We start from the raw sequence: 26045 nt of genomic DNA on the forward strand, positions 1-26045 counted from the left end.
TACTTTCTTTTGCCGCTATACTTTAGTGAAGACCTGGAAGTATATTTCACGGTTTGCGTGCCGGGGCGTATCTTTGTGTAGATTAATCAGCATAAACTAATGCCTAAACAAAAAAGAGTACAGGATTCTTACGTTATCATGACGGAACTGGTGTTGCCCAACGACACCAATACACTGCACAACCTGATGGGGGGCCGCATGATGCACTGGATGGACATTGTGTCGGCTATTGCGGCGCAGCGCCACTCAAACCGTATTGTGGTAACCGCCTCGGTTGACAATGTTTCTTTTACCGAAGGAATAAAACTGGGCAACGTTGTAACCCTGGAGGCCAAAGTAACGCGGGCTTTCAACTCATCAATGGAAGTACACATTGTGGTGTATGCCGAAGATGTTCCGAGTGGCAAAAAAGTAAAGTCGAACCAGGCCTTCTTCACATTTGTGGCCGTAGACCAGCTCGGCAACCCCATTGACGTGCCGGGCGCCATACCCGAAACCCCCGAAGAAATAGAACTCTACGAAGGCGCCCTCCGACGCAGGCAGCTGCGCCTGGTGCTGGCCGGCCGTATGAAGCCCAGCGAGGCCAATGAACTGAAATCAATTTTCGACATCAAAGCTGATACCCCGCAGGAATAAACACTACCCTTATGGCAGGACTGGAAGCAGACGAACTTAGCATGGAATTCCTAAAAAATTTCATCACCGAAACTTTATACCTTGTTCCGGTGAATCAGACTGCGCCTGTTCCGGAAGCTTCTGAAACTGAGATGGCCCCGGCTAAGCCAGCCCAACCTGCTGCCCCGCCTGTCGCCGCCCAGCAGACTACGCCTCCCCCGGCCATTCCGAAATTGCCCAAAACTGAAGCCGCTGCGGCTCCTATATTTGATATCTCAGGGGAAAACCAAAAGGGCGTGGTGGTGCTGGTAACGTTGCCGGAGCAGGAATTCAGGAAGCTGCCGGAACTGGAGTTTCTGCAAAAGATACTGCATGCCATTGGTTTACAAAAGGCAGACGTGGCCTATGTCAACAATGTTTCGGGCAAAGTGGCGCGGCTGGAGGAACTGCAGCAAAAGCTGGAAGTAAATTATATCATCAGCTTCGCCAGCCGCCTCGATACGGATTTGCCGCACGATAAATTTACGCTCTATAATCCGGTGCACTTGGGCCGGATTCCGGTGGTATTTGCGCAGGCATTATCGGTGCTGGAGCAGGACGTGAATCATAAAAAGAATCTGTGGAACGCGCTACAACAGGTGTTTTTGTCCTGATCCTGCGATTGAAACTAATTACCTGTGCTGTGGTTTATACCCCAAACAGCAAAGCCTTTCCGGAACCGGAAAGGCTTTGCTGTTTTTATACTTTGCTCTGTGCTTATTGCAGCAATGTAGCCAGCTTCTGCTCCAAATCTTCTCCACGCAGGCCTTTTGCTATAATCTTGCCTTCCGGGTCGATTAAAACAGTTTGCGGAATGGCGTTTACGTTGTAAAGCTGGGCAGCGCTGCTTTGCCAGCCCTGTAAATCCGATACATGCGGCCAGGGCAGGTTGTCGTCGGCAATGGCTTTCTCCCATTTTTCTTTCGATTGATCCAGCGATACGCCGAAGATTTCGAAACCCTTGTCTTTGTACTTGTCATACATTTTCACCACGTTCGGGTTTTCTTTGCGGCAGGGCCCGCACCAGCTTGCCCAGAAATCAATCAGCACATACTTGCCGCGCAGCGATGACAATGACTTGGTGCTGCCATCCGGTGTCGGAAGCGTGATATCCGGCGCCACCTGGCCAATAGCGGTGTTGCGGAACGGCTTCAGGTGCTCGTTCAGCATCAGCGTATACTTGGAGTCGGGAATATTTTTGTTCAGCAGTGTTGCCATACTATCCGCAAAGGCAAAGTCACTGTTCGGATCAACCAACGTAGCTGTACCAAAAGCGGCCACAACAGACTTAGGATGCTGCGCGATAAAGTCTTTTACCTGCTGTTGCAAAGCGCCATACTCTTCCTGAATGACAGCCACAGAATCAGTATTGCCTGCCTCCATTGCCTGCTGATAACGCTCTTCCAGCGCCACCTGCTTCAGGCGTGATTCGTTTACCAGTTTATTTAGTTGCTGGAACAGCTCCGAATCTTCAGATCCTTCCACTTTGGCTGTACCGTTGATATCTTCGGCATCAGCCTGCACTTTTACATTATCGTTGTCGAGCACCAGCATCAGGCCGTTGCGCTGATCCAGGGTGATGCGGTACATGGTAGGCTCTTCTACCCTTCCTTCAAACGTAAAGGTACCGTCGGCGCTTACTTCAGCCGTATCGCGGGCAATAAACTGCTGATCGCCCAGCTCCAGCAGGTATACTTTGCTACCGGCTTCGGCATTCTGCAGCTTTCCTTCTATGGTATAGCCGTCCTCGTTTGAGGTGGATTTGTTGGTCTGGCAGCCGGCAAGAAGTGCCGCTGCAGCAGCCATGATAACATACTTTGAATAGTTCATACCTTGTTTTTATGCGTTTAAACCTTCGCGAAGCAGCTGGTTGGCTACTTTCGGATCGGCTTTTCCTTTTGTTTTCTTCATGATCTCACCCATAAACATACCAACCAACGACTGCTTACCGGCTTTATATTCCTCCACTTTGGCCGGATTCTCCTGCAGCACCGCCTGCACAATTTGTGTCAGCTCGCCCGAGTCGGATTGTTGCAGCAGGTTCTGCTGCTCCGCTACCTGCTGCGCATTCAGTTCCGGGTGCTCCAGCAAGTATGGAAAAACCTGTTTAGCTGCAACAGAGTGGCTTACTTTGTTCTCATCTACTAAAGCAATTATACCGGCAATTTGTTCCGGTTGCAGCGGAAAGTCCCTGATGTGCAGTTGCAGTTCGTTCAGATACGATTTCACCTGGCCCATCATCCAGTTAGAGGCAGCTTTGTAGTTGGTGGTATGTTTGCAGAGCTCCTCAAAGTATAAAGCTATTTCTTTGGCATCCGTCAGCACGGCCGCATCGTATTCCGGCAATCCGTATACTTCCACAAAGCGCTTGTACAGCTCCTGCGGCAGGCTTGGCATCGCTGCTTTTATACCATCCAGCCACTCCTGGTGGATAATGAGCGGCGGCAGATCCGGCTCCGGAAAGTAGCGGTAATCGTTTAGTGTTTCTTTGGAGCGCATGGCCGTGGTGCTGCCCGTGTTCGCATCAAAGTTTCGCGTTTCGCCTTCTACTTTGCCGCCATTTTCGACCACCATGATCTGGCGCTCTATTTCATGCTCGATGGCGCGCTGCACGTTGCGGAACGAGTTCATGTTCTTTACCTCTACCTTGGTGCCCCAGAGCGGCGCATCTTTCAGCATCACCGAAATGTTGGCGTCACAACGCAGCGAGCCTTCTTCCATGTTGCCGTCGCAGATGTCCAGGTATTTTACCAGGCGCTTTATTTCCATGAGGTAATTGTAGGCTTCCACCGAGTCGCGGATGTCGGGTTCCGATACAATTTCGATGAGTGGCACCCCGGCACGGTTATAATCCACCAGCGTTTCGGTTTCGCCGGGCAGGTGCATCGATTTACCGGCATCTTCCTCCATGTGGATGCGGGTGATGCCGATGCGCTTGTCATTACCTTCAGCATCTTTGATATTGATGTAACCTAAGGTGCAGATAGGCGTTTTATCCTGCGTAATCTGGTAGCCTTTCGGAAGGTCAGGGTAAAAATAGTTTTTGCGGGCATACAGGTTGTAGCGCGTGATGTCGCAGTTGGTGGCGAGTCCCATTTTCAGGGCCATTTCCACCACGCTTTTGTTTACACGCGGCAAGGTGCCGGGATGCGCCAGTGTAATCACGCTCAGGTTGCTGTTGGGCAGCATGCCGTATTCTGTGGAATCCGAGGAGTAGGCTTTGCTCTCAGTCAGCAGCTGCGCGTGTACTTCCAGACCGATGATGGCCTGGTATTTATCTCTGATTGATGTATCCATAATGTATAAATTGTACGATGATCGCCTGTTAAATCAGAACAGCAGCATTTGGTATGATTAGGTAATTTTCATACTTAATGCGATACAATCATTCATTCTTATTCAGCAACGAAGTAACAAGTTCCAGCGCTTTGGCAGGCACTGCCTGCAGACCGGCCACATCCTTGCCTCCTGCTGTAGCATAAAACGGTTGTCCACCCCCGCCACCTTTAATCTCTTTTGCCAGTTCACGCACCATTTGGCTGGCATTCAGATGCTTATCCGACACCAGATTATCCGACAGCATCACGGCAATCTGTGGCTTGTCGTCTATTTCGGCGGCAAGTATAAGTACCAGGTTATCGAGCGACTGGCGCATGTCGAAAGCCAGCTTTTTGAGATAATCGGCGTTACTCACCTCCACTTGCTGCGCCACGAAATGCACGCCGCTATCGAGTTGCCGGGCTTTCTGCACCAGGCTGTCTTTCAAGCCCGTGAGTTGCTTTAGTTCGTGCTGCTCGAGTTGCTTTTGCAGTGCTTTGTTATCTTCCTGCAGTTTCTGTACGGCACCCGATACATTGCTTTGCGTAGCCAGCACTTCCCGGACCGCATGCAATTCGTTGAGCTGCTGCTGCACATAATCTTCGGCTACTTTGGCTGTAACAGCTTCGATGCGGCGCACACCGGCCGCAACCGAGCTTTCTGACACAATTTTAAAATAGCCGATATTGCCCGTATTCAGCACATGGATGCCGCCGCAAAGCTCTACCGAGTGATTTCGGTCGAAAGCTATTACGCGCACAAACTCGCCATACTTCTCGCCAAACAAAGCCATGGCGCCCATTTCTTTCGCCGCCGCAATCGGCACATTGCGCTGCTCTTCCAGCGGAATAGCTTCGCGGATGCGCTGATTCACGATATGCTCTACCTCGCGCAGCTGGGCCTCCTCTACTTTGGCAAAATGCGAAAAGTCGAAGCGCAGCAGCTTTTCATTTACCAGCGAGCCGCGCTGCTGCACGTGCTCCCCTAAAACTTTGCGTAAAGCAGCATGCAGTAAGTGCGTGGCAGAGTGGTTCTTACGAATAAAGTTGCGTCGCTCCGCATCCACATTACTCCGGAAAGCTGCCTCCACGTTCTGCGGCAGTTTGGCCGTAATATGAAGTATCAGATCATTCTCTTTTTTCGTATCCAGCACCTCCACCTGCTCTGTATCAGAAATCAGGTAGCCCGTATCACCAACCTGTCCGCCACTTTCGGCATAAAAAGGCGTTTTGTCGAGCACCAGGTGGTATTCGTTTTTGCTCTTGGATTTCACCTGCCGGTAACGGACAATGTGCGAAACGGCGGTGTCGCTGTCGTAACCAATAAATTCATTTGCTACGTCCGGCTGCAGTATCACCCAGTCGGATTGCTCCGTGGCGGAGGCGTTGCGGGAGCGGTTTTTCTGCTGTTCCATCTCCACTGTAAAACCGGCCTCATCTACCTGCAACCCTTTTTCACGCGCAATCAGGGCCGTTAAATCCAGCGGAAAACCGAAAGTATCATACAATTCAAAGGCCGTTCTGCCGTCGATGGTGTTGTTGTTTTCTCTGAATTTATCTTCTAAAGCATCCAGCCGTTTCAAGCCATTATCCAGCGTACGCAGAAAAGCATTTTCCTCTTCCTCAATCACGCGCTGCACAAAGCTCAGTTGCTGCTTCAGTTCCGGGAACACGTTTTCCATCTGGTCGGCCAGTACGGCAGCCAGTTTGTACAGGAAAGGTTTTTTGAAATCCAGGAAAGTGAAGCCATAGCGCACCGCGCGCCGAAGTATGCGGCGAATCACATAGCCGGCCTTGTTGTTAGATGGCAGCTGCCCGTCGGCAATGGCAAAAGCGATGGCACGGATGTGGTCCGACATGACGCGGATGGCAATGTCCGTCTTCTCGTTTTCGCCATAGGTTACGCCGGCTTCCTGCGCCACAAACTGAATCAGCGGCTGAAAAACATCCGTGTCGTAGTTCGATTGCTTGCCCTGTATGGCCATGCACAAACGCTCGAAGCCCATGCCTGTATCTACGTGCTGTGCAGGCAGTTTTACCAGCGATCCATCAGCTAGTCGGTTGAACTCCATGAACACGTTGTTCCAGATCTCCACTACCTGCGGATGATCGTTGTTCACGAGGTCTTTACCCGGCACTTTGGCACGTTCTTCTTCAGAGCGCAGGTCAATATGAATCTCGGAACAGGGGCCGCAGGGGCCGGTATCGCCCATTTCCCAGAAATTATCTTTCTTTGAACCCATCAGAATCCGCTCTTCCGGAATCATGGTTTTCCAGATATCGTAAGCATCCTGATCTTTCTCTAAATTTTCAGAAGCATCCCCCTGAAAAACGGATACATACAACCTGTCTTTCGGCAGTTGGTATACTTCGGTCAGCAGTTCCCAGGCCCAGGCCAGCGCTTCCTTCTTAAAGTAATTACCAAACGACCAGTTGCCCAGCATTTCGAACATGGTATGATGGTAGGTGTCGTAGCCTACTTCTTCCAGGTCGTTGTGCTTGCCGCTTACGCGCAGGCATTTCTGGGTATCGGCCACGCGCTTGTACGGCGCCGGTTTGTTCCCCAGGAAGTAATCCTTAAAGGGGGCCATACCCGAGTTGATAAACATCAAGGTAGGGTCATCTTTCACCACCAGCGGCGCCGACGGCACAACCTGGTGTTGCCTGGAAGCGAAGAAGTCCAGAAACTGTTGTCTTATCTCAGCTGAATTCATGTATGAGTATGAAGCATTTAGATACTTTGGTCTATACTTGTTGTTTAAGAACAAAAAATATATAATTTTTGCCTGACAGAAAATACTCTTTTCGGGAGTTCTGAAAAGCTCATTGGAGGCAAAAGTAGCATATTTTAACCGTAAACCGTAGCATCCTATCCGAAAATAAGTAGTGTTCTGCCAGACCATAGATATGCTGAATATGCCTTATAAAGAAAAAGAAATAGAGAAACAGTATTACTCCATTGGCGAGGTTGCGGCCATGTTTGAGGTAGCGCCTTCGCTTATCCGCTTTTGGGAGACGGAGTTTGAGCAGCTGAAACCCCGCAAGAGCAAAAAAGGCAACCGCCAGTACACGCCCAAAGACATTGAAACGCTGCGTACCGTTTACCACCTGGTGAAGGAGCGCGGCTATACCATACAAGGCGCCAGGGAGATGCTCAAAAACAAGTCGGTGCAGACAAAAGACAAAATCGAAATCATCCAGTCGCTGGAGAAAGTAAGGGCTTTCCTGGTAGGCATCAAAGATCAGCTGAACACCAAAGCCTGAAAACTGCAAGGATGATTGAAGATCAGAACCTGTACGAAGTTGCCTTAACCAAATTGCCGGGCGTGGGGCCGCAGCTCACGCGCCTGCTGGTAAGCTATTGCGGCTCGCCCCAGGCTGTTTTTACGGCAGCACCAGGCAAACTGCTGAAGATTCCGGGTGTAGGCGGCATTACCATCAAAAGTATAACTGCAGGTGCCAAAAGCGCTTTGCTGCAGGCAGAACAGATTGTAAAGCAGGCGCAGGAACAGGATGTTTCTTTGCTGTTTTATACCTCGGAGAAGTATCCTGACCGGCTGAAACAGTTTGCCGATGCGCCCACGCTCCTATACTTCCGCGGAAACGGCAACCTGAACCAGCACCGCATTATCAGCATGGTGGGCACACGGCAGATAACCAGTTATGGCCAGACGATAACGGAGCGCATTGTAGAAGACCTGAAGCCCTATAAGGTGATGATTGTAAGCGGCCTTGCTTACGGTGTGGATATTGTGGCACACCGGGCAGCACTGCAGGCCGGCCTGCAAACCATTGGCGTGATGGCCAGCGGCCACGACATTATCTACCCGGCCATGCACCGCAAGTATGCGGAAAGGATGCTGACGCAGGGCGGCCTGCTGACGGAAAGCCCCTTTGGCACCAAACCCGATGCGCCTCGTTTCCCGGCCCGCAACCGCATTATTGCCGGCATGTCGGACTGCACACTGGTGGTAGAGGCTGCCCTGAAAAGCGGCACCCTCATCACCGCCGACATTGCCCACAGCTACGACAAGGAAGTGATGGCGGTGCCGGGCAACCTCACCTCGCCTGTGTCGGAAGGCACCAATTACCTTATCAAGTCCAACAAGGCGGCTGTTTATACCTGTGCCCAGGATCTGGTGGAGCTGCTGAACTGGGATTTGGAAGATGCCGCTGCCGCTAAGCAAAAGGCAAAATCACAGCTGAATGCTGCCGATTATACAGAGGAGGAATGGAAGGTACTGCAGGTGTTACAACAATCCGGTGAGGAGCAGATGGATAACCTGAGCTGGAAGGCCCAGGTACCTGTAAGCCTTTTAGCCTCGGTGCTTTTAGGGCTGGAGTTTAAAGGAATGGTGAAGGCCAAACCCGGCAAAAAGTTTATGTTGATTGGGTGATGTTATACTTGATGATAGTGCCGATAAGCGTGTATTCATGTTTGTACTTAAGTTAACTTCAATTTATGAATATAGGAAGCCTTTATTCTGGTATAGATATAAGTGAAATGAAAATTATCAGAATTGGATTTGGCACTCCTTTTTTGGTTCCTAAAGATTTAACTATTGAAGAAGAAAAGTATCTAATAGCTTCTCAACTAACTATAGCCTTCGGAAATAAGTCTGTTGATAACATCTTGAAGAAAGATTTAGCAGATTTTGAAAAAACCAAAACTTTGAATGAATCAAATGAAAAAGAAAAGCTACTCGATGGAGCTCTTGAACTATCTAAAGTTCAGCAGAAAGAACTTAACAGGATTTTAACAGAGTTAAACACACTACCTGATACAACAGCAAGTATTGCCTGTTTAACAGCTTTTTCTAGACTACAAGCGACCTTTTGTAGTGTCCACTCTTTGATAAGCTTAGGTTACTATTTTGAGAGTTTTGCTTTGATAAGATTAGTACTCGAACAATTAGCTTATGTCTATACTGCTTCCATGGTAGAAGATGGCAAAGGAAGCTTTCAATCTCCAACTAAGTCAATTTCTCAGTTGGCAAAATTTCATACCCAGGCTGGAAAATTGTATGGAATATTAAGTAAGAAAACGCATATTGATAAGAGTGAAGTGCATAAATATATCAAAATTGAAGATGGTAAAGTTTACACCCTTCATAATTCTATAGAATTTTCATTAGGGGCATCTATTTATCTACTTGCAGTATTAGACATACAATATTGTGTATTTGAATTCTGCTTTAGACAGCAATTAAAAGATTTTAAATGTATTACTCCCAATGAAATTACTTGTGAGATCATGGATAACAGAAGCACCAAGATACTTGAAGAGTATTCGAGAAAAATTGAAATATCTCTGAAGGAAACATAAGTTAATCCACCTATATGGCATCTTCGCCGCCGCATAGCAAAGTCCATTAGCAGCGATCTAAGAAAATAGCATTATTTTAAATTGTACTGCCGAGCAAATAGTCAAAGCTAAAGATTAGCCAGTTGAGGCGTCTATGTCTGCTTCACGAGCCCAGCAGGAGCTGTATCTGTTATTTTTGGCAGCTTTATTATTTAGCACATGTTTATACTTTACAATAGCATACCGCTGAAGGAAGAGGAACTGCGTCTGCCGCTTACTAACCGGGCTTTTCAGTACAACGACGGCTTTTTCGAAACAATGATCATGGAGCATGGCCGCATCCGGTTCTGGCAGGATCACCTGGCACGCATGGCGGAAGCTGCGGCAGCACTTAAGATTGAGCTGTTCCAAAGTATAAATGCTGACAAATTACTGGCGCAACTGCTGCAACTGAGTGAGCAAAACAATGCCAGCAACTATGGCCGCATTAAAGTGAAAGTATGGCGCGACGGTGCGGGCTTGTACACACCCCAGACAAATGCCGCCGCCTGGCTGGCAACGGCACAGCAGGCGGCACCTCCTCATGATTTACCACTTCAGGTTGGTATCTGTAAGACGGTTACCACCCAGCCCTCCCCTTTCTCCGCTTTTAAAGGGCCTAATGCGCTGGTTTATGTAATGGCCGCACACGAAAAAGCGCAGGCGCAGTATGATGACATGCTGTTGCTGTCGCCGGGAGGAGCTGTGGCGGAGCTGATTTCGTCTAATATTTTCTGGTTCAGAGAGAACACCTTGTTCACGCCGGCGCTGGAAAACGGATGCATCAACGGAATTGTACGACGGAACATACTGCGTTGGGCTGCGGCACAAGCTGTACCAGTGGTGGAATGCTGTTTGGCGCCTGCGGTGCTTCAGGATGCCTCCGTTGTTTTTTCTGCCAACGTAACCGGCATCAGGATTTTAAATTTGCTTGCCTCCTGGCAGTTGCCAGATGCACATCCGCAACTGGAGAAACTACGGCAAGCACTATTTCCGGTAGTACCTTTGTAAAGGCCTTAACCTTCTAGCTGGCAAGGTTGGTTGCCTCCCTGGCATGATTATCCGGGTGGGTTGCTTCTGCTTCCTGGCTGTTTTCAAAAGCATCCAGTATCTTCTTCAGCCTTCGCAGGGGCACGTTGCCCTGGCAAAGCTCATAAAATTTGCCTTTCAGCATCTGCATCCAATGTTTCCTGCCCAGTACGTTGAGCAGCACCTTTAATTCTTCCGCTTCCTTCATAAATTCATCACGATTCAGCATTGCCCCAATGTCTGACTGACAGATCCTGGCAGTAAAGTCATCCAGCCGGTAGCGGAGTATTTCGCGCTGCAGGGGTTTAATCATATCGTACACCACATAGCTTTTTTCTTCAAAGAAATTGCTTTCTTCTAAAAACTCTACTCCATCCATTGTGATCTGTACCAGGTACCGCTCGCCAATATAGAAGTACTTTACAAGGTGGTCATTGCCCAGCATCTCTAATATTTCCTTCAATTCTGCCGGTGTAGCGCTTATCCGGTTTGCGGCAAAGAGGCCCGCTGCGTCGTAATACTTTCCATCATACTTCCGCTCACAAAGGCCCAGCAGCAAAAACCGTTTCTTAAATTCTGTCTCCATAGCTACCTCCTTTATTTACTTATACGGTGTAAAAACATACTAATACCACCATAAGCTGCTTCTAAATCATGAAACAACCGACATTTTATACATAAAAGCAAAAAGACCCGAAGTACAGCGCCTCCGGGTCTATTAATGCTTTAACATATCGCCTTGCTTCCGGAAGGTTAAACTTCCTATACAGCTTTTACGGGTTTTGCACGGTAGTTACCCTGCCGGAGCGCCCGGTGGTGGTAAAAGCCTTTAGCTTGATGGTTCCTTTTGCCGTAATCGGTGATTTGTAAATCTGGCTGCTGGCTGTTGGCTCTGAGCCGTCGGTGGTATAGCGGATCACAAGGCCGGGCAGCTGAATATTAGCGTATACTTTGCCATTTTCTACCACCGCTCCCGGTGACGGGATGCGGTAAAGGAAGCCACGCGCGTACACATCCAGGCGCGGAAGCTCCCGTTTGCCCAGCACATTCGCAAACTCCGACCAAGCCTCGTTGTACATGGCCTCGCTTTTGGCCGGATCTGCTTCGGTTGCCCAGGCCGGATTTTTTGCCCAGGCCCGTTCGGCCACCGCCAGCAGCTTAGGCAGCAGCATGTATTCCATCCGTTCCGGGCTCCTGACCATTTCGCTCCACAAAGGGGCCTGCAAGCCAACAATGTTCTCTTTTCCTTCTTCTGTAAGGCGCACTTTGTTTTTGAAGATCGACCTGTCTACCGGCTCTCCCCTGCTGTCTTCTTTGGTGTTTTTTAGGTAGTCGTAAGGAATGAAATAGAAGGGCTTGTCTACATCCAGAAAGCCGCCCCAGTACAGGCCGGGCTCGTCATAATCTTTCTGGTAAGCCAAATCAAGGTATAAGTTGGTTACATTGGTGAGCACTACTTTATACCCGGCATTGGCCAGTTTATAAGCCAGATCCTCTGCCCCTGTCAGGTTGTTCCATACATCCACATGAAAATTCTCATCTGCAAATTCCGGGTTAGGGACATACACCGTTCTGCCGTTTTCCTTTACCTTTTTCAGGCCGATTTCCTCCCATCCTGATAAGTATAAGTTTCGTTCTTTCAGCATGTCGTTTATCTTGCCGAAGTAGTAGTACCACAGATCATCTGTGTTTTCTACTTCCGGGTTGTTTTTGATGACAGCCAGCGCCGCAGGTGACTTTTCCCATACACCCTTCGGCACCTCATCGCCTCCAAAATGGATGGTTTCGATGGGCGCGCCGGCCTCTTTATACATCTTCAGGATTTCGTCCACCACAGTTTCCAGGAAGTTGTAGGTGGAGGGCAGCGCCACGTCTATCACGTTATCATTCCAGTTCTGCACCGACTGGTATACTGATTTATCATTCAGATCGCGGAGCAGGTATTGCTTTGCCTCCGCCTCTTTGCCTTCCTTCATCAGGCGCTCGTAACGGGCATCCATCGCTTTGATAGCGGCCCTGGCATGGCCCGGTGTTTCTATCTCCGGTATCACCCGGATGTGGCGCTCGTCGGCATACTTCAGAATCTCAATAAAATCAGCTTTGCTGTAATAGCCGGAGCCGGTGGTATTCTCTACAGACGGCCCGGAAGCATACGACGGTTGCAGGTTCTTTTTGTTGTCCAGGGTATGACCGCGCTTGCTGCCTACCTCTGTCAGTTCCGGCAGGGCCGGTATTTCCAGCCGCCAGCCTTCGTCGTCGCTCATGTGGAAGTGGAGCACGTTGAGCTTGTAAAGGGCCATTAAATCAAGCACTTTCAGCAACTGCTGCTTGGGCTGAAAATTCCGGGCCACATCTACCATAAAGGCTCTGTGGCCAAACCGCGGCTCATCTGTAACCTGTACGCCTGTGATGGAAACAGAAGAGGGCATACCGGCCAGCGCAGCAGGCGGGATCATGGTTTTGAGGGACTGAATGCCGTAAAAAATTCCTGCCGGTGTTGAAGCTGAAATTGCAATTCCGTCCGGCGATACCTGTAAGGCATATCCTTCCGGGGCGAAACCATCCTGCTGCTGCAATCTGATGGCTTTTCCCTGGCCTGAAGCCTGTATGGAAGGCTTTTCTCCAAAAACAGAGGAAAGGTATGTGGCCAGTAATTCTGCTTCACTTTTAAAGGCGGCATCGGTTACCAGGGGTATTGCCGGGGTCAACGTGAAAGACTTTCCCGTTTCTTCATACTTAACAGGTGTCGGAAATATTTCCGGCAGTTTATCGAATGGGATGTCCTGTATGGATTTGTTCTGATTATATATTTTTTTTGCAGCTACCCACAACGTCTCGTTTTTATCACGGTCAGGGGTAGTATAGGTTACCTCCTGCACGGGCAACCCTTTGGTGGGGTTATTGTTCCAGACCAGGTAAAAGCCCTCGGGTGCATCTGTTGCATTAATGACTTGTCCGCGCGAAACGAATTCCAGGCGCAGCGATCCGCCGGCTGGTATACTTTTAAAGTTTTTGGTGGGCGTCAGGCGCAGCAGGTTGCCATTGATATGCTCTACTTTTACTGGCGCACTGGTATCTTTTGGCTGGAAAGAAGGCGAAGAGTTAAAGTAGAGGCTCCAGCCGCTGGCCGGTAGTGGCTGCTGGCCTGTGTTGGTGAGCGTGAGCGCCGAAAGCGAATGCCGATCATCGGGGGTGTTGTTTCCGATTAACTCCCAGGTGATTTTCAGATTTTCGGAGTCAAAGCCGGTGCCCGTGTTCTTTGTCTGCGCACAGCCGGCGGTGAGCGACCCAAGGAGCAGCAGCATTATGGATAAAAGGTGTTTCATGTGTTGATGCATAGGTGAACTGATCTGTTTATCTCCCTAAGATACAGTTGTCGTATTTACTTTGCAAATTTGAGTTCACGCTTCCGGGTATAGGAATGGTGTTTATACTTGTACTACGATCTGTTCCTTTTCAGGAAGCGCAGATGCACCAGCAAAGCCAGCCCCGAAAGCACCAGGCCCACGGCCACCACGCCGTTCCACTTCCAGGTAAGCCAGGCCTGACTGGCCAGGTAAGTGCCTGCAGCGCCGCCCATAAAGTAAGTAACCATATACACCGTGTTCAGGCGGTTGCGGGCCTCGGGCCGGAGCGAAAAAATAAGCGTCTGGTTAGCGATATGCGATGCTTGCAGGCCCATATCCAGTATGATTACACCTAGTACCAGCCCAAGCATACTATGGCTCGAGGCACCGAATATCAGGTAAGAAACCACTACCATGCTGATGCTGATGGTCGTGATGCGGAAAGCATCGCCCCTGTCGCTCAGCTTGCCCATGTAAGATGCTGCCAGGGCGCCAAATGCGCCTACCAAGCCAAAAGCACCGGCCACATCGCTGCCCGCATTAAATTGGGGCTCCTCTAGCAGAAACACCAGCGTTGTCCAGAAGGCGCCAAAGCAGGCGTAGCATAGGGCGCCGCGAATGGATGCCAGGCGCAGCAGCGGCTCTTCCCGGATAAGTTGCAGCAAAGATCTCATCAGGCTTTTGTAAGAGCCTTTGTAATCGGGGTATACTTCGGGCAACAGGAAATAGAGGGCCAGCCACAACAAAACCATCATGCCGGCACCGATGATGAACACGGCGCGCCAGCCAAGGTGCTCTCCCACAAAACCACTCAGCGTCCGCGAAAGCAGTATCCCCACCAGTAAGCCGCTCATCACAAAACCTACGGTGCGGCCCCGCTCCTCGGGCTTGGCTAAATGTGCGGCCATCGGGATCAGCAGTTGCGGTACCACCGAGGTAGCGCCAATCAGGAAACTGGCCAGCAGGAGCATATTGATGTCAGTAGAAAATGCAGTAAGCAGCAGGCTTGCCGTAATCAGCACAAAATCGACCATGATGAGTTTCTTGCGCTTAAGCATATCGCCCAGCGGAATAATAAACAGCATCCCCACGGCATACCCAATCTGGGTGAGCATTGCAATGGCGCCAGCTTTCGCCTCCGTCGTTCCAAAATCGTCGGCAATCATGCCCAGCAGCGGCTGGTTATAGTATAAATTTGCTACTACCATCCCCGTGGCAATGGTCATTACCCAAAGGTTAAGCCTGGTGAGGGGCGGCGGGACTGTAGCGGAAGCAGTATTCGTTATCATATCAATTTCATTCAACCTGCAATAGTACGTAACCTGTACAGCCAGCGTCCTATGAATGTTTATAGATTTTATTTATCTGGTATTGCTGCCTGCAACGGCATCTCTTACCAGCTGGAAACAAATGTTAAAGTATAATCAGGCAAATAAAAGATGCGGTTTAATTTTATACTTTGCATATTGTCGCTGCAGTACCAGAATTTTATCATTACAGCTATAAAAAGGCAGGACTTGCGCCTGCTGTCTGATTTCTATACTTATGAGCAAAACTATTAACATTGGCCTGATAGGCTTCGGCATGGCCGGCAAAACATTTCATTCGCCCATCATTGCGGGGGTGCCCGGCCTGAAACTGAAAAAAATACGTGAAACGCGTAAAGAGAATATCGCTGCCGCGCAGGTTTTATACCCCGAAGCTGTTGTTGTAGACGATGTAAAAGCAATCTTTTCGGATGACAGCATCGATCTGGTGGTTGTTGCCAGCTCCAACACCTCGCATGCCCCGCTGGCAAAGGAGGCACTGCTGGCCGGCAAGCACGTGCTGGTCGAGAAGCCCTTTACAGTTACAACAGCAGAGGCCGATGCCTTGCTGGATCTGGCCAAACAGCAAAACAAAGTTCTGACAGTATACCAGAGCCGCCGCTGGGACAGTGATTTTAAAACAGTGAAAAAGGTGGTGGACAGCGGGCTACTGGGGAATTTAGTGACGTATGAAGCGCATTATGACAGGTTCCGCAACGAAATCAGACCCAATACCTGGAAAGAGGAAGCTTTGCCCGGCTCGGGCTTGCTCTATGATTTGGGTTCGCACCTGATAGACCAGGCGCTGCTGCTCTTTGGCCTCCCCCGGGAAATTACGGCGGAGATAGGTACGCAAAGGCAGCATTCTAAAATAGTAGATAACTTTGACCTGCGCCTGCATTACGAGGGCCTGAAAGTTACGCTGAAAGCCGGCATGCTGGTGCGCGAAGCCGGCCCGCATTTTATACTGCATGGCGACCAGGGTTCTTTTATAAAGTATGGTATGGACGTGCAGGAAGCTGCTTTAAAAGCCGGTTTATCGCCAAACGATGTACCGGACTGGGGCATAGAGCCACAGGAACTCTGGGGCAACCTGAACACCACCTACCGCGACTTACATGTGCAGGGCAAAATAGAAAGCGAAACGGGTAATTACAGGGGCCTTTACGAGAACGTGTACAAAGCTATACTTGGTGAAGCAGAACTTGAAGTAAAGCCGGAGCAGGCGCGCAACACCATCCGGGTGATTGAACTGGCCATGCAAAGCAGCGCAGAAAAACGAACAGTTGCTTATACTTCCTAAACCACAAACTACCTCTTTAAAGCTGAAAGAATTTCTGACGGCAACCGCCTGCAGTATAACGTGCGGTTGCGAAAGTATGAATTAAAACATTTCCATAAATGATCATAACAGTGATTGGGCTCGGCCTTCTGGGCGGCTCATTTGCCTTGGGCTTAAAAGCAAAACACACCGGCATCCATATTATCGGGGTGGATAACAGCGCCACGCATGCAGCCCAGGCACTCCGCCTGGGCCTGGCAGACGAGGTGCTGCCGCTGGAAGAGGCCATTTTAAAATCCGACGTAGTTGTATTGGCTGTGCCCGTCAGCGCTATTGCTCGGCTTATCCTGCCGGTACTTGATAAACTTCCTGAAAATGCAATGCTCATAGACTTTGGCTCCACCAAAGAACAGATTTGCAGTATAGCTGAAAATCATCCCAGGCGGAAGCAGTTTGTGGCCGCTCACCCTATTGCCGGAACAGAATACTCGGGGCCGGAAGCTGCTTTCGCTGCCCTGCTTTATGAAAAGACCATGATTATCTGCGAAAAGGAGAAAAGCGCTCCGGCCGCTTTGGCGCTGGCAGAGCAGCTGTGCCGCAGCCTGAATATGCCGCTCCGCTACATGCAGGCAGCCGAACATGATTTACATCTGGCTTATGTTTCGCACCTGAGCCACATCAGTTCTTTTGCGTTGGGTATTACGGTTCTGGAGAAAGAGCAGGACGAGAAAAATATTTTTGACATGGCAGGCAGCGGTTTCTCTTCCACGGTGCGGCTGGCGAAAAGCTCTCCGCAGATGTGGGCGCCAATCTTTTCGCAAAACAAAAAAAACGTATCGCAGGCGCTCGACAGTTACATTGCGCAGCTGCAGCGCTTCAAAGCAGCTATCGATGCCGAAGACGAAGCACAGGCCAGCGCCCTGATGGCAGAAGCCAACAACATCCGCCGGATTCTGGGATAAACACCGCAATCAGGTGAATGCAGCATTGGAAGTAAAAGGCAGGCTAACGAGAATTAAACCTTTTCGCCTCCTGCACATATACATGCTTTATACTTGCAGGCGGTTTATACTTTGCTCTGGTTATAGTAAGTATAATTCTTTTTGTTTCATGATTAACAGCCATCCAGGATGAAAAAAGACGACAAATTACCAGGCCACAGCCGCCGCGATTTCATGAAAGGTTTCTCTCTGGTTCTGGGCACCACAGCTCTTGGCGTACCGCTGCTTTCACTTGGCTCCTGCCAGCCGGGTAGTGCAGAAAACACGCACAACCAGGCTGAACAGAGCAACAGGCAAAGCAAAAAGCTGGGCGTAGCGCTGGTGGGACTCGGCTACTACAGCACCAATCAGCTGGCCCCGGCCCTGCAGGAAACCAATGATTGTTACCTGGCCGGTATTGTAACGGGCACGCCCTCTAAGGCTGAAGAATGGAAAAGCAAGTATAACATTCCGGACAAGAACATCTACAACTATGAGACCTTCGACCAGATAAAGGACAATCCGGATATTGACATCATCTACATTGTGCTGCCCAATGCCCTGCATGCCGAATATACCATCCGGGCGGCCAATGCGAAGAAAGATGTGATTTGCGAAAAGCCAATGGCTACTTCTGTGGAAGACTGCCAGCGCATGATTGACGCGTGCAGGCAGAACAACGTAAAACTTTCCATCGGTTACCGCCTGCATTTCGAGCCGCACAACCTGCGCGTGATGGAGCTGGGGCAAAAGCAGGTCTTCGGAAAGGTAAAACAGGTAAAAACCGAAAATGGCTTTGTGGCCAACAACGCCAACATGTGGCGGCTGGACAAAGAACTGGCGGGCGGCGGCCCTTTGATGGATATGGGCATCTATTGCGTGCAGGGTGCCTGCTATACGTTAGGGCAAACGCCAGTAGCCGTAACCGCTAAGTTCGGAGAGGTCACGCGCCCCGAGGTTTTCGATGAGGTAGAGCAATCTATTAGCTGGCAAATGCAGTTTCCGAATGGCGTTATCGCCGACTGCAACACCAGCTATAACCAGAATGTAGGTTACCTATATGGAGAAGCGCAAAATGGCTGGTGGCGCCTGGAACCGGCTTATGGCTACGGCGGCATAAAAGGAGAAACCAGCAAAGGCCCGATGAACCTGCCCAATGTAAACCAGCAGGCCCTGCAAATGGATGCTTTTGCTAACTGTGTGCTGCACAACAAGGAAAGCATCGTGCCCGGCGAAATGGGCCTCCGGGATGTCCGCATCCTGATGGCTATCTATGAAGCGGCGAGAACCGGCAAAAGCGTAAAGGTTTAGCAAGTATAAGTATGCAGCTATCTTTTGCTGGTGCGACTTCTCCCGCTAGTGCGAGCTTGCAGCTCGTACTTTCCTATAGGTAAAGGTACGAGCTGCAAGCTCGCACCAGCAGCCACTGCAACCATACTGTAGGCCATGCTATAGTGAAGGTACGAGCTGCAAGCTCGCACCAGCAAAGAATTAGTTATAAACTACGCAAAACCTGGCGTACAAAGTATAAACAACCTTAGATACTGCTTTCCAGCAACATGCTTAGTTGTTCAAAATCATTCTTTATCGGGAGAAACTGCTCGTGCTTGTTCAGGAATACCTGAAGCTGTGGCGGAATTTCGATAGCATGTTCCAACGTGCTTTCCATCACTTCGCGGAACTTGGCCGGATGTGCCGTTTCCAGGAAAACGCCGATGGCGCCGCTTTTACTTTCAGCTAGGTAATCCCTGAGCCCCAGGTATGCAATGGCCCCGTGCGGATCCAGCAGGTACTGATGCTGCCGGTATACCTCCCTGATAGCGCTGCGGGTTTGATCATCGGTATAAGTATAGCCGGAAACAGCGGCGCTGAATTGCTGGTGATCCGCCTCAAAAAGCTCCTGCATGCGGGCATAATTGCTCGGGTTCCCCACATCCATGGCATTGCTGATTGTGGGTACAGAGGCACGCGGCTCATAATTTCCTGTACGGAGGTAATGCGGCACCACGTCGTTGGCATTGGTAGCAGCTACAAAATGATGCACCGGCAAGCCCATAGCGGCAGCCAGCAGGCCGCCCGTCAGGTTACCGAAGTTGCCGCTGGGCACAGAAAACACAACCGGCCTGCCCTGCTGCTGCAGCTGCCCGTAAGCATAAAAATAGTAAAAAGACTGCGGGATGAGTCTGGCAATATTGATGCTGTTGGCGGAGGTAAGCAGGCATGTTTTATTTAGCTTCTCGTCAGCAAGCGCCTGTTTGGCCAAACGCTGACAGTCGTCAAAAGTACCCTCCACCTCTATTGCCGTAATATTGCCGCCCCAGGTAGTCAGTTGCTTTTGCTGCAGCGGGCTCACCTTTCCTTTCGGGAACAGAATGTATACCTGTATGCCCGGCACATTATAAAAGCCTGCTGCCACGGCACTGCCCGTGTCGCCTGAGGTGGCTACAATCACTTTTAGCTCCCGGCTTTCGTTGCGGGTAAAGTAAGCCATCAGGCGCGACATAAAGCGTGCCCCCACATCTTTAAAAGCCATGGTCGGGCCATGAAACAGCTCCAGTGCATAGATTCCTTTTTCCACTTCCTGCAACGGAATGGGGAAATCCAGCGCCTCTTCTACCAGCTCCTTCAGTATACTGGCGGGCACTTCATCCTGCACAAAAGCAGCAGCCACAGTAAAGGCAATTTCCTGCAAAGATTTGGCAGGCAGTGATTCTATAAATGAAGCCGGCAGTTGTGGGATTTGTTTCGGCATGTACAGGCCGCCATCACCGGCCAGCCCCTTTATTACTGCATCAGGCAATGTTGCCTCACCGGAATGCTTATTTGTACTATAGTAGTTCATTGTTAATTTACTTCAGGATTGTTTTAGGTGAGCAAACAAAATAAAACGCCATGTTTATCCCGCATAATGAAGTATAAACATAAGTATCTTGTATTCAGAAGACGAGACAACAAGGTATTCGTAAATTCCGGCCCATAAAGTTCTTCTCTCCAACGTCTTGATACCTGTGCCTCTTAGCACATAATAGCACCTTCCAGATTTATACTGGAAACAAAAGTATCGCACCCGATATTTTTCTCGGAGAGCATTCCGGACAGCACCTGTGTTACCTGCTTCGCTGCGTCCTCGTTTCTGCACAAGGCAAATACAGACGGCCCCGATCCGGAAATGCCAAAGCCCAGCGCCTGGTGATCCAAAGCCAGCTGGCGCATCTCATAAAAGTACGGAATCAGCATGGCCCTGACAGGCTCTATAATGACATCCTGCATGCTGCGCCCGATTAAGTCCAGATTGCCGGTGCAGAAGCCAGCCACCAGGCCGGCCACATTTCCCCACTGCGTTACAGCATCTTCGATAGGCACCTGGCTTTTGATGATACTTCTGGCCTCCTTTGTCGGAATTTCTACGTGCGGGTAAAGCAGGGCGCAGGCCAGCCCTTCGGGTACCGGCAGTTTTACCACGTCCAGCGGATGGTAACTGCGTACCAGCACCAGGCCACCCAGCAGCGCAGGCGCCACATTATCGGCATGGGCATAGCCACAGGCCAGGCGCTCGCCTTCCATCGCAAAAGGCAGCAGCTGCTCCCGCGTAAGCGGCCGCCCCATTAGCTCATTTACAGCTACGAGCCCTGCTACGGCGCTGGCCGAACTGGAGCCGAGCCCGCTGCCGAAAGGCATTTTCTTGTACAACTCTATACTTAATCCCTGGGCCACCCCGATATGCTTCAGGTAATTGATGACCACAGCGCTGGCCGTGTTCTGCGCCGGATCGCGAGGCAGGCGTCCTTCATCGCCCATTATCACATCCAGGCTTACTTTTCCGCTGCTGTTTAAATGCATCACCACTTCATCGCCGGGCTGGCTTACCGCAAAGCCCAGTACATCATACCCGCAACTAACATTGGCCACTGTGGCGGGTGCAAATACTTTAATTGATTTCATCAGCTAAGTTTCTTATTGAGCTGCTACCCTTACCAAATCTGCCAGTACCCCGGCGGCTGTTACCTCGGCACCGGCGCCAGGCCCTTTGATGACCATTGGATTGTAGCGATACCGGCTCGTGGTAAAAGAGATAATGTTATCGCTGCCCGACAAATTATAAAACGGATGCTCCGGGCCTACCATGAGCAGTTCCACTTTTACTTCTCCGTCTGATAGCGTACCTACATAGCGCAGTACCTGGTTTGCCGCAGCAGCCTTATTTTTCAGCTGCTGAAAAAAGCCCTCCGATTGTTCCAGTTCTTCATAAAAAGCCGCTACTGATGGCGCTGCAAGGCAGTTCTCCGGAAGTATAGGCTGTATAGCAACATCTTGCAGTTCAAGCGGCAAACCGGTTTCGCGGGCCAGGATCAGCATCTTCCGGGCAAAATCAAGGCCGCTCAGATCATCGCGCGGATCAGGTTCTGTAAAGCCTTTTTCCTGCGCCTCTTTTACCACTTCGGCAAATGTGCGCGCTCCCTTATACTCATTAAAAATGTAAGAAATTGTACCTGAAAGTATGGCTTCAATCTGCAGCACTTCATCACCGCTGATCAGCAGGTCATGTAAGGTCGTGATGATGGGCAGCCCGGCACCTACATTCGTCTCAAACAGGTAATCCACCCCAAATTTTTGGGCCAGGTTTCTATGAAGCTGGTAGTTGGCCAAAGACCCACTGTTACCGATTTTATTGCAGGTTACCACCGAGAAGCTGTGCCGGAAAAGCTGGTCGTAGCGACCAGCCACATCGGCGCTGCCGGTATTGTCGATGAAGACGGAGTTAGGCAGGTTAAGCGATACCGCCTGTTGTATAAAGGCATCGAGCTGGCTGCGATCACCTTCATTTACCAGTTCCTGTTTCCATTGCGTCAGATCGATACCTTCCTTGTTCAGCAGCATTCTGGTAGTGTTACAAATGCCCACCAGGTTTATTTTCAGATGCCGCTGCGACGCCAGGTAGCCCTGGTGCTGCTCCAGTTGCTTGAGCAGGGTGGCGCCAATGTTGCCGGTGCCGCAGGAAAAAACATGCAGTGTTTTGACGTGCGACAGGAACAGGGCATCGTGCACGGAGTTAAGCGCTTTGGGCAAATCCTGCTTCTCGATAACAATAGAAATATTGAGTTCGGAAGAGCCCTGGGCAATGGCAACCACGTTCACGCCGCTACGCCCCAGGGCGCTGAACAGCTTTCCGGAAAGGCCTTTTGCCTGCCGCATGTTTTCGCCGACCACGGCAATCACGCTCAAATCGTATTCGGTAGCCGGTTTCTCCAGCTTACCTGTCAGCAGTTCATATTCGAATTCGGCTTCTATTGCGCGGCTGGCCACCGCTACATCCTGCGGACTTACGGCAAGCGTAATGCTGTGCTCCGAACTGGCCTGCGTGATAAGTATAACATTGACACCGCACTGTGCCATGGTACTGAACAGGCGTGCGCTGATGCCTTTCTGGCCGACCATGCCCCCACCCTGCACGTTTATCAGGCTGATATCGGCAATGGAGGATATCCCTTTCACCAAAGACCCGTTTGGCGCTGTGACAGGGCCGATAGTTGTACCGTTAAAAGCCGGGTTAAAGGTATTTTTGATGACAATCGGAATGGCCTTGGCAATAGCAGGCAGCATGGTGGGCGGATGAATTACCTTGGCGCCGAAGTATGAAAGCTCAATCGCTTCGTTATAAGAAAGCTCATGCAGGGTAAAGGCTTTTTTCACCAACCGCGGGTCAGCTGTCATAAATCCGTCCACATCTGTCCAAATCTGGATCTCGGAAGCATCTATGGCTGCGCCAACAATGGCCGCCGTATAGTCTGATCCGCCCCTGCCCAGGGTGGTAGTGCCGCCGTGCCCGTCAGAAGCAATAAACCCTGTGATAACCGGAACTGCGCCATCCAACCGGCTAAAGTAATCACGAACTAATTGTGTGGTGAGGGCCTCGTTTACCGTAGCCCGGCCATAGTTGCTGTCCGTTTTTATAAACTGGCGTGCATCGGCAAAAACCGCTTTGCCACATTGCTGCGCCAGAATGTGGGCAATCATAAAATTAGAACAAAGCTCGCCGTAAGCCACCACCCTGTCTCTTGTGCGCGCAGATACTTCTCCAATCGCCTGAACACCGGAGAGCAGCGCTTCGAGTTCATTGAATAAAATTTTCAGGCCCACCAGCACCTGGTTATGCAACCTGACCTCCAGCAGGCTTCTCACTGTGTCGTAGTGGCGTTGCTGGATGGCTTTCAGCTCTTCGGTATTATAGCCGCCTGCAGCTGCATCAGCCACCAGCCGGAGCAGGCTGTCGGTAACGCCTCCCATAGCAGAGCAAACAATAGCCACGGTTTCGCCGCTGCGCTGTGTATCGTTTACAATTTGCAGCAGCATACGAATGGCCGGCGCTGACCCTACTGATGTGCCTCCGAATTTTAATATCTTCATGATTGCAGGTTAAAATAAAAGCCTTCCACGATTTCCGGGGAAGGCCTTAGTTATTATTATCAGTTGTATTCTGATGTTGTTTCTGATTGCCTTTCCCTATGAACCATAGCCCGTAATCCCGGTTATCGTGATGATACCGGTGGTAATAATAATGGCTGTGGAAAACAGGTTGAGGTGCATAAGTTGTATTTGCTTCCGCTATTTCAACATTTTATAACAAGAATCAAAAAATAATACGAAATTTTTAATAAACTCGTATTTATACAGGCTGTTCTGAATTTCAGAAAAACATAATAATCACGCTCTTTGCAGGATTTATACTTAACTCAGGTGGTGGTTCATAAGAAAGAACCCGCAGGCAAATCAAATCCGGATTCCAGGTATAAAGCATTTTTATACTTGCTTTTACAGGTATGATGCGCTACTCCCCTCCTCCGAAAATTATTGCTCAGGATACCAGGCTCTCAGCCGCACATCTATACTTTTATTTTTGTCGTTTACCAGCTTCTTAAAGGTGGCGATATCGCTCAGGCCGCTCTGCCCGCGGTAGTGGTAAGGGTAAACCACCTTAGGTTTGAAATCGAGCACGGCGCTGGCGGCCTGCTCTACGTCCATGGTATAAGGCAGGTTCATCGGAACAAAGGCAACATCAATGTTTTTTAGGTTGCGCATTTCGGGTGTGCCTTCCGTGTCGCCGGCAATGTAAATCCTTTTACCGCCCAGGTCCAGAATGTAGCCGTTTCCGCGGCCTTTGGGGTGCATGGCATCTGTTGTCTCGGGCAGGTTATACATGGGTATGGCTGAAATCGGAATGCCCAGTTGCGTAGCGCTTTTGCCGTTGTCCAGCACGACTACCTGTTTTTTATACTTGGCTGGCAGCTGATCAGCCACTGCCTGCGGCGCTACCAGCACAGCGTCATCCGTTTTCAGCGCATCCAGTGTTTTCGGGTCCATGTGGTCGCCGTGAATGTCCGTAATCAGGATCAGGTCCGGTTCGGCTATACCCGCATAAGCTGTGGCGCCGCCGGTAGGATCTACATAAATGGTTTTACCATCCCAGGTCAGTACCAGTGAGGCATGCTGCACCGGCTGTATAAGGAGCGGTCCCTTTTTAGTTTCAATCTGGTCCGGCGCTGCCTGCTGTTGGGCATAAGATGGTAAGAATGTAAGGCCAAAGAGCGCGGCGAAAATTAGTTTTAGTTTCATAGTTTTCGGTTTTGAAGTATAACATTAAAGTGGCACGATGGTTTTTAGAACAGCTTTACTGCTACCCAAAATAAGTTACTGCCGAAGAAGCAAGCGTAGCAATAATATACAGGATGATGAACCACTTAAAAATTTTCTTCCGGACAACGGAATGCCTCAGCCACGGATAAAATAAAAGGTATATTAACCCGGCAGCAGCAAACAGATATCCTAACGTTTTGAGCATTTTATGCGTTTTAATAGCTGCCAAGCTTCCCTGCTTTTAAGCAACCCTGTTTTAAGTATAAATAATCTCTTTGGAAAGCCTTGAAAGGATGGTTAAGCCAGCAAACTATACTGCCACCGGGGCCTTTATACCCGGATGCGGGTTATAATTTACCAGTTCAAAATCTTCATACGTAAAATCGAAAATATCTTTCACCTCGGGGTTCAGCTTCATTTCCGGTAATTCGCGCGGTGTGCGGCTGAGTTGCTTTTGCGCCTGCTCCAGGTGGTTTAAGTATAAATGCGTGTCGCCGCCTGTCCAGATAAACTCGCCGGGCTCCAGGCCTGTTACCTGCGCCATCATCAGCACCAGCAGCGCATAAGAAGCAATATTAAAAGGCACACCCAGAAACACGTCGGCGGAGCGCTGGTAAAGCTGGCACGAGAGTTTGCCCTCCGCTACATAAAACTGGTAAAAAGCATGGCAGGGCGGCAGTTTCATGTTTTCAATTTCAGCCACATTCCAGGCACTTACAATGATGCGGCGCGAATCGGGGTTGTTTTTCAGTTGGTTCACAACCTGCGTTATCTGGTCAATGTGGCGGCCGTCGGGTGTGGGCCAGCTGCGCCATTGCGAGCCATACACAGGACCCAGATTGCCATCCTCGTCCGCCCACTCATCCCAGATACTTACACCGTTTTCTTTCAGGTAGGCAATATTGGTGTCGCCTTTCAGAAACCAGAGCAGCTCATGTATAATCGACCGCAGGTGCACCTTTTTGGTGGTTACCAGCGGGAATCCCGCCTGCAAATCAAAGCGCATCTGGTAGCCAAATACACTTAGAGTGCCTGTGCCGGTTCTGTCTTCCTTCTTTGCCCCATTGTCGAGGATGTGCTGCATCAAGTCTAAATATTGCTTCATCTCTTTATCGTTTCTTTGTCGTCGGCTGTAGTTTAAAATCAAATTTAA

General features: G+C 50.0%; 20 protein-coding genes. 9 read left to right on the forward strand and 11 right to left on the reverse strand.

Annotation, left to right across the window (positions count from 1 at the left end; translation table 11 throughout):
- Positions 1-99 precede the first annotated feature (99 nt).
- Both I2I11_RS10575 and I2I11_RS10580 read left to right on the forward strand, forming a co-directional pair.
- The gene (locus I2I11_RS10575) at positions 100-636 is read left to right on the forward strand and encodes an acyl-CoA thioesterase (protein ID WP_196267674.1); all 537 of its coding nucleotides are present in this window, start codon (positions 100-102) and stop codon (positions 634-636) included.
- An 11-nt stretch (positions 637-647) separates the two neighbouring features.
- Entirely contained in the window at positions 648-1268 is a 621-nt protein-coding gene (locus tag I2I11_RS10580) for a DNA polymerase III subunit psi (RefSeq protein WP_196267675.1), read from the forward strand.
- 103 nt (positions 1269-1371) lie between these two features.
- Here the strand turns inward: I2I11_RS10580 and I2I11_RS10585 are convergent, their stop codons facing one another.
- The 3 genes from I2I11_RS10585 to alaS all read right to left on the reverse strand — a co-directional run bounded on the left by I2I11_RS10585 (position 1372) and on the right by alaS (position 6685).
- Positions 1372-2484 (reverse strand): TlpA disulfide reductase family protein, encoded by a 1113-nt coding sequence (locus tag I2I11_RS10585; RefSeq protein ID WP_196267676.1) that lies wholly within the window; start codon positions 2482-2484, stop codon positions 1372-1374.
- A 9-nt stretch (positions 2485-2493) separates the two neighbouring features.
- Positions 2494-3951 carry an Asp-tRNA(Asn)/Glu-tRNA(Gln) amidotransferase subunit GatB gene (gene gatB / locus I2I11_RS10590; protein WP_196267677.1) on the reverse strand — a complete coding sequence of 486 codons (1458 nt, stop codon included), beginning with the start codon at positions 3949-3951 and terminating at the stop codon, positions 2494-2496.
- A gap of 88 nt (positions 3952-4039) precedes the next feature.
- Positions 4040-6685: an alanine--tRNA ligase gene (alaS, locus tag I2I11_RS10595; protein ID WP_196267678.1), complete on the reverse strand. Its 2646-nt coding sequence runs from the start codon at positions 6683-6685 to the stop codon at positions 4040-4042.
- Positions 6686-6887: 202 nt separating this feature from the next.
- On the opposite strand from alaS, the gene I2I11_RS10600 reads away from it, so the two are divergent.
- The 4 genes from I2I11_RS10600 to I2I11_RS10615 all read left to right on the forward strand — a co-directional run bounded on the left by I2I11_RS10600 (position 6888) and on the right by I2I11_RS10615 (position 10326).
- Complete coding sequence (locus I2I11_RS10600; protein ID WP_196267679.1) at positions 6888-7235, forward strand: MerR family transcriptional regulator; 348 nt, start codon at positions 6888-6890, stop codon at positions 7233-7235.
- 11 nt (positions 7236-7246) lie between these two features.
- Positions 7247-8368, forward strand: coding sequence for a DNA-processing protein DprA (dprA, locus tag I2I11_RS10605; RefSeq protein ID WP_196267680.1), 1122 nt, complete (start codon positions 7247-7249; stop codon positions 8366-8368).
- A 65-nt stretch (positions 8369-8433) separates the two neighbouring features.
- Positions 8434-9297 carry a hypothetical protein gene (locus I2I11_RS10610; protein WP_196267681.1) on the forward strand — a complete coding sequence of 288 codons (864 nt, stop codon included), beginning with the start codon at positions 8434-8436 and terminating at the stop codon, positions 9295-9297.
- Positions 9298-9495: 198 nt separating this feature from the next.
- Positions 9496-10326 carry an aminotransferase class IV gene (locus tag I2I11_RS10615; protein WP_196267682.1) on the forward strand — a complete coding sequence of 277 codons (831 nt, stop codon included), beginning with the start codon at positions 9496-9498 and terminating at the stop codon, positions 10324-10326.
- A 13-nt stretch (positions 10327-10339) separates the two neighbouring features.
- Here the strand turns inward: I2I11_RS10615 and I2I11_RS10620 are convergent, their stop codons facing one another.
- The 3 genes from I2I11_RS10620 to I2I11_RS10630 form a co-directional block, all read right to left on the reverse strand.
- Positions 10340-10930: a hypothetical protein gene (locus tag I2I11_RS10620; protein WP_196267683.1), complete on the reverse strand. Its 591-nt coding sequence runs from the start codon at positions 10928-10930 to the stop codon at positions 10340-10342.
- A 187-nt stretch (positions 10931-11117) separates the two neighbouring features.
- Positions 11118-13670, reverse strand: coding sequence for a family 20 glycosylhydrolase (locus tag I2I11_RS10625; RefSeq protein ID WP_230680059.1), 2553 nt, complete (start codon positions 13668-13670; stop codon positions 11118-11120).
- Positions 13671-13783: 113 nt separating this feature from the next.
- The gene (locus I2I11_RS10630) at positions 13784-14980 is read right to left on the reverse strand and encodes an MFS transporter (RefSeq protein ID WP_230680061.1); all 1197 of its coding nucleotides are present in this window, start codon (positions 14978-14980) and stop codon (positions 13784-13786) included.
- A 256-nt stretch (positions 14981-15236) separates the two neighbouring features.
- On the opposite strand from I2I11_RS10630, the gene I2I11_RS10635 reads away from it, so the two are divergent.
- The 3 genes from I2I11_RS10635 to I2I11_RS10645 all read left to right on the forward strand — a co-directional run bounded on the left by I2I11_RS10635 (position 15237) and on the right by I2I11_RS10645 (position 18571).
- Complete coding sequence (locus I2I11_RS10635) at positions 15237-16301, forward strand: oxidoreductase (protein WP_196267684.1); 1065 nt, start codon at positions 15237-15239, stop codon at positions 16299-16301.
- Between the two features lie 98 nt (positions 16302-16399).
- On the forward strand, positions 16400-17242 hold the full coding sequence (locus tag I2I11_RS10640) for a prephenate dehydrogenase (RefSeq protein ID WP_196267685.1): 843 nt from the start codon (positions 16400-16402) through the stop codon (positions 17240-17242).
- A 168-nt stretch (positions 17243-17410) separates the two neighbouring features.
- The gene (locus tag I2I11_RS10645) at positions 17411-18571 is read left to right on the forward strand and encodes a Gfo/Idh/MocA family protein (RefSeq protein WP_196267686.1); all 1161 of its coding nucleotides are present in this window, start codon (positions 17411-17413) and stop codon (positions 18569-18571) included.
- A 226-nt stretch (positions 18572-18797) separates the two neighbouring features.
- Here the strand turns inward: I2I11_RS10645 and thrC are convergent, their stop codons facing one another.
- The 5 genes from thrC to I2I11_RS10670 all read right to left on the reverse strand — a co-directional run bounded on the left by thrC (position 18798) and on the right by I2I11_RS10670 (position 25997).
- Positions 18798-20102, reverse strand: a complete 1305-nt coding sequence (gene thrC, locus I2I11_RS10650; RefSeq protein WP_196267687.1) for a threonine synthase — start codon at positions 20100-20102, stop codon at positions 18798-18800.
- Between the two features lie 173 nt (positions 20103-20275).
- Positions 20276-21202, reverse strand: coding sequence for a homoserine kinase (locus I2I11_RS10655; protein ID WP_196267688.1), 927 nt, complete (start codon positions 21200-21202; stop codon positions 20276-20278).
- A gap of 12 nt (positions 21203-21214) precedes the next feature.
- On the reverse strand, positions 21215-23665 hold the full coding sequence (gene thrA, locus I2I11_RS10660; RefSeq protein ID WP_196267689.1) for a bifunctional aspartate kinase/homoserine dehydrogenase I: 2451 nt from the start codon (positions 23663-23665) through the stop codon (positions 21215-21217).
- Between the two features lie 441 nt (positions 23666-24106).
- Positions 24107-24871, reverse strand: coding sequence for an MBL fold metallo-hydrolase (locus tag I2I11_RS10665; RefSeq protein WP_196267690.1), 765 nt, complete (start codon positions 24869-24871; stop codon positions 24107-24109).
- 331 nt (positions 24872-25202) lie between these two features.
- Entirely contained in the window at positions 25203-25997 is a 795-nt protein-coding gene (locus tag I2I11_RS10670) for a thymidylate synthase (RefSeq protein WP_196267691.1), read from the reverse strand.
- Positions 25998-26045: the final 48 nt, after the last annotated feature.

This window comes from Pontibacter rufus, assembly GCF_015694705.1.
In the GTDB taxonomy this organism is placed as follows: Bacteria; Bacteroidota; Bacteroidia; order Cytophagales; family Hymenobacteraceae; genus Pontibacter; species Pontibacter rufus.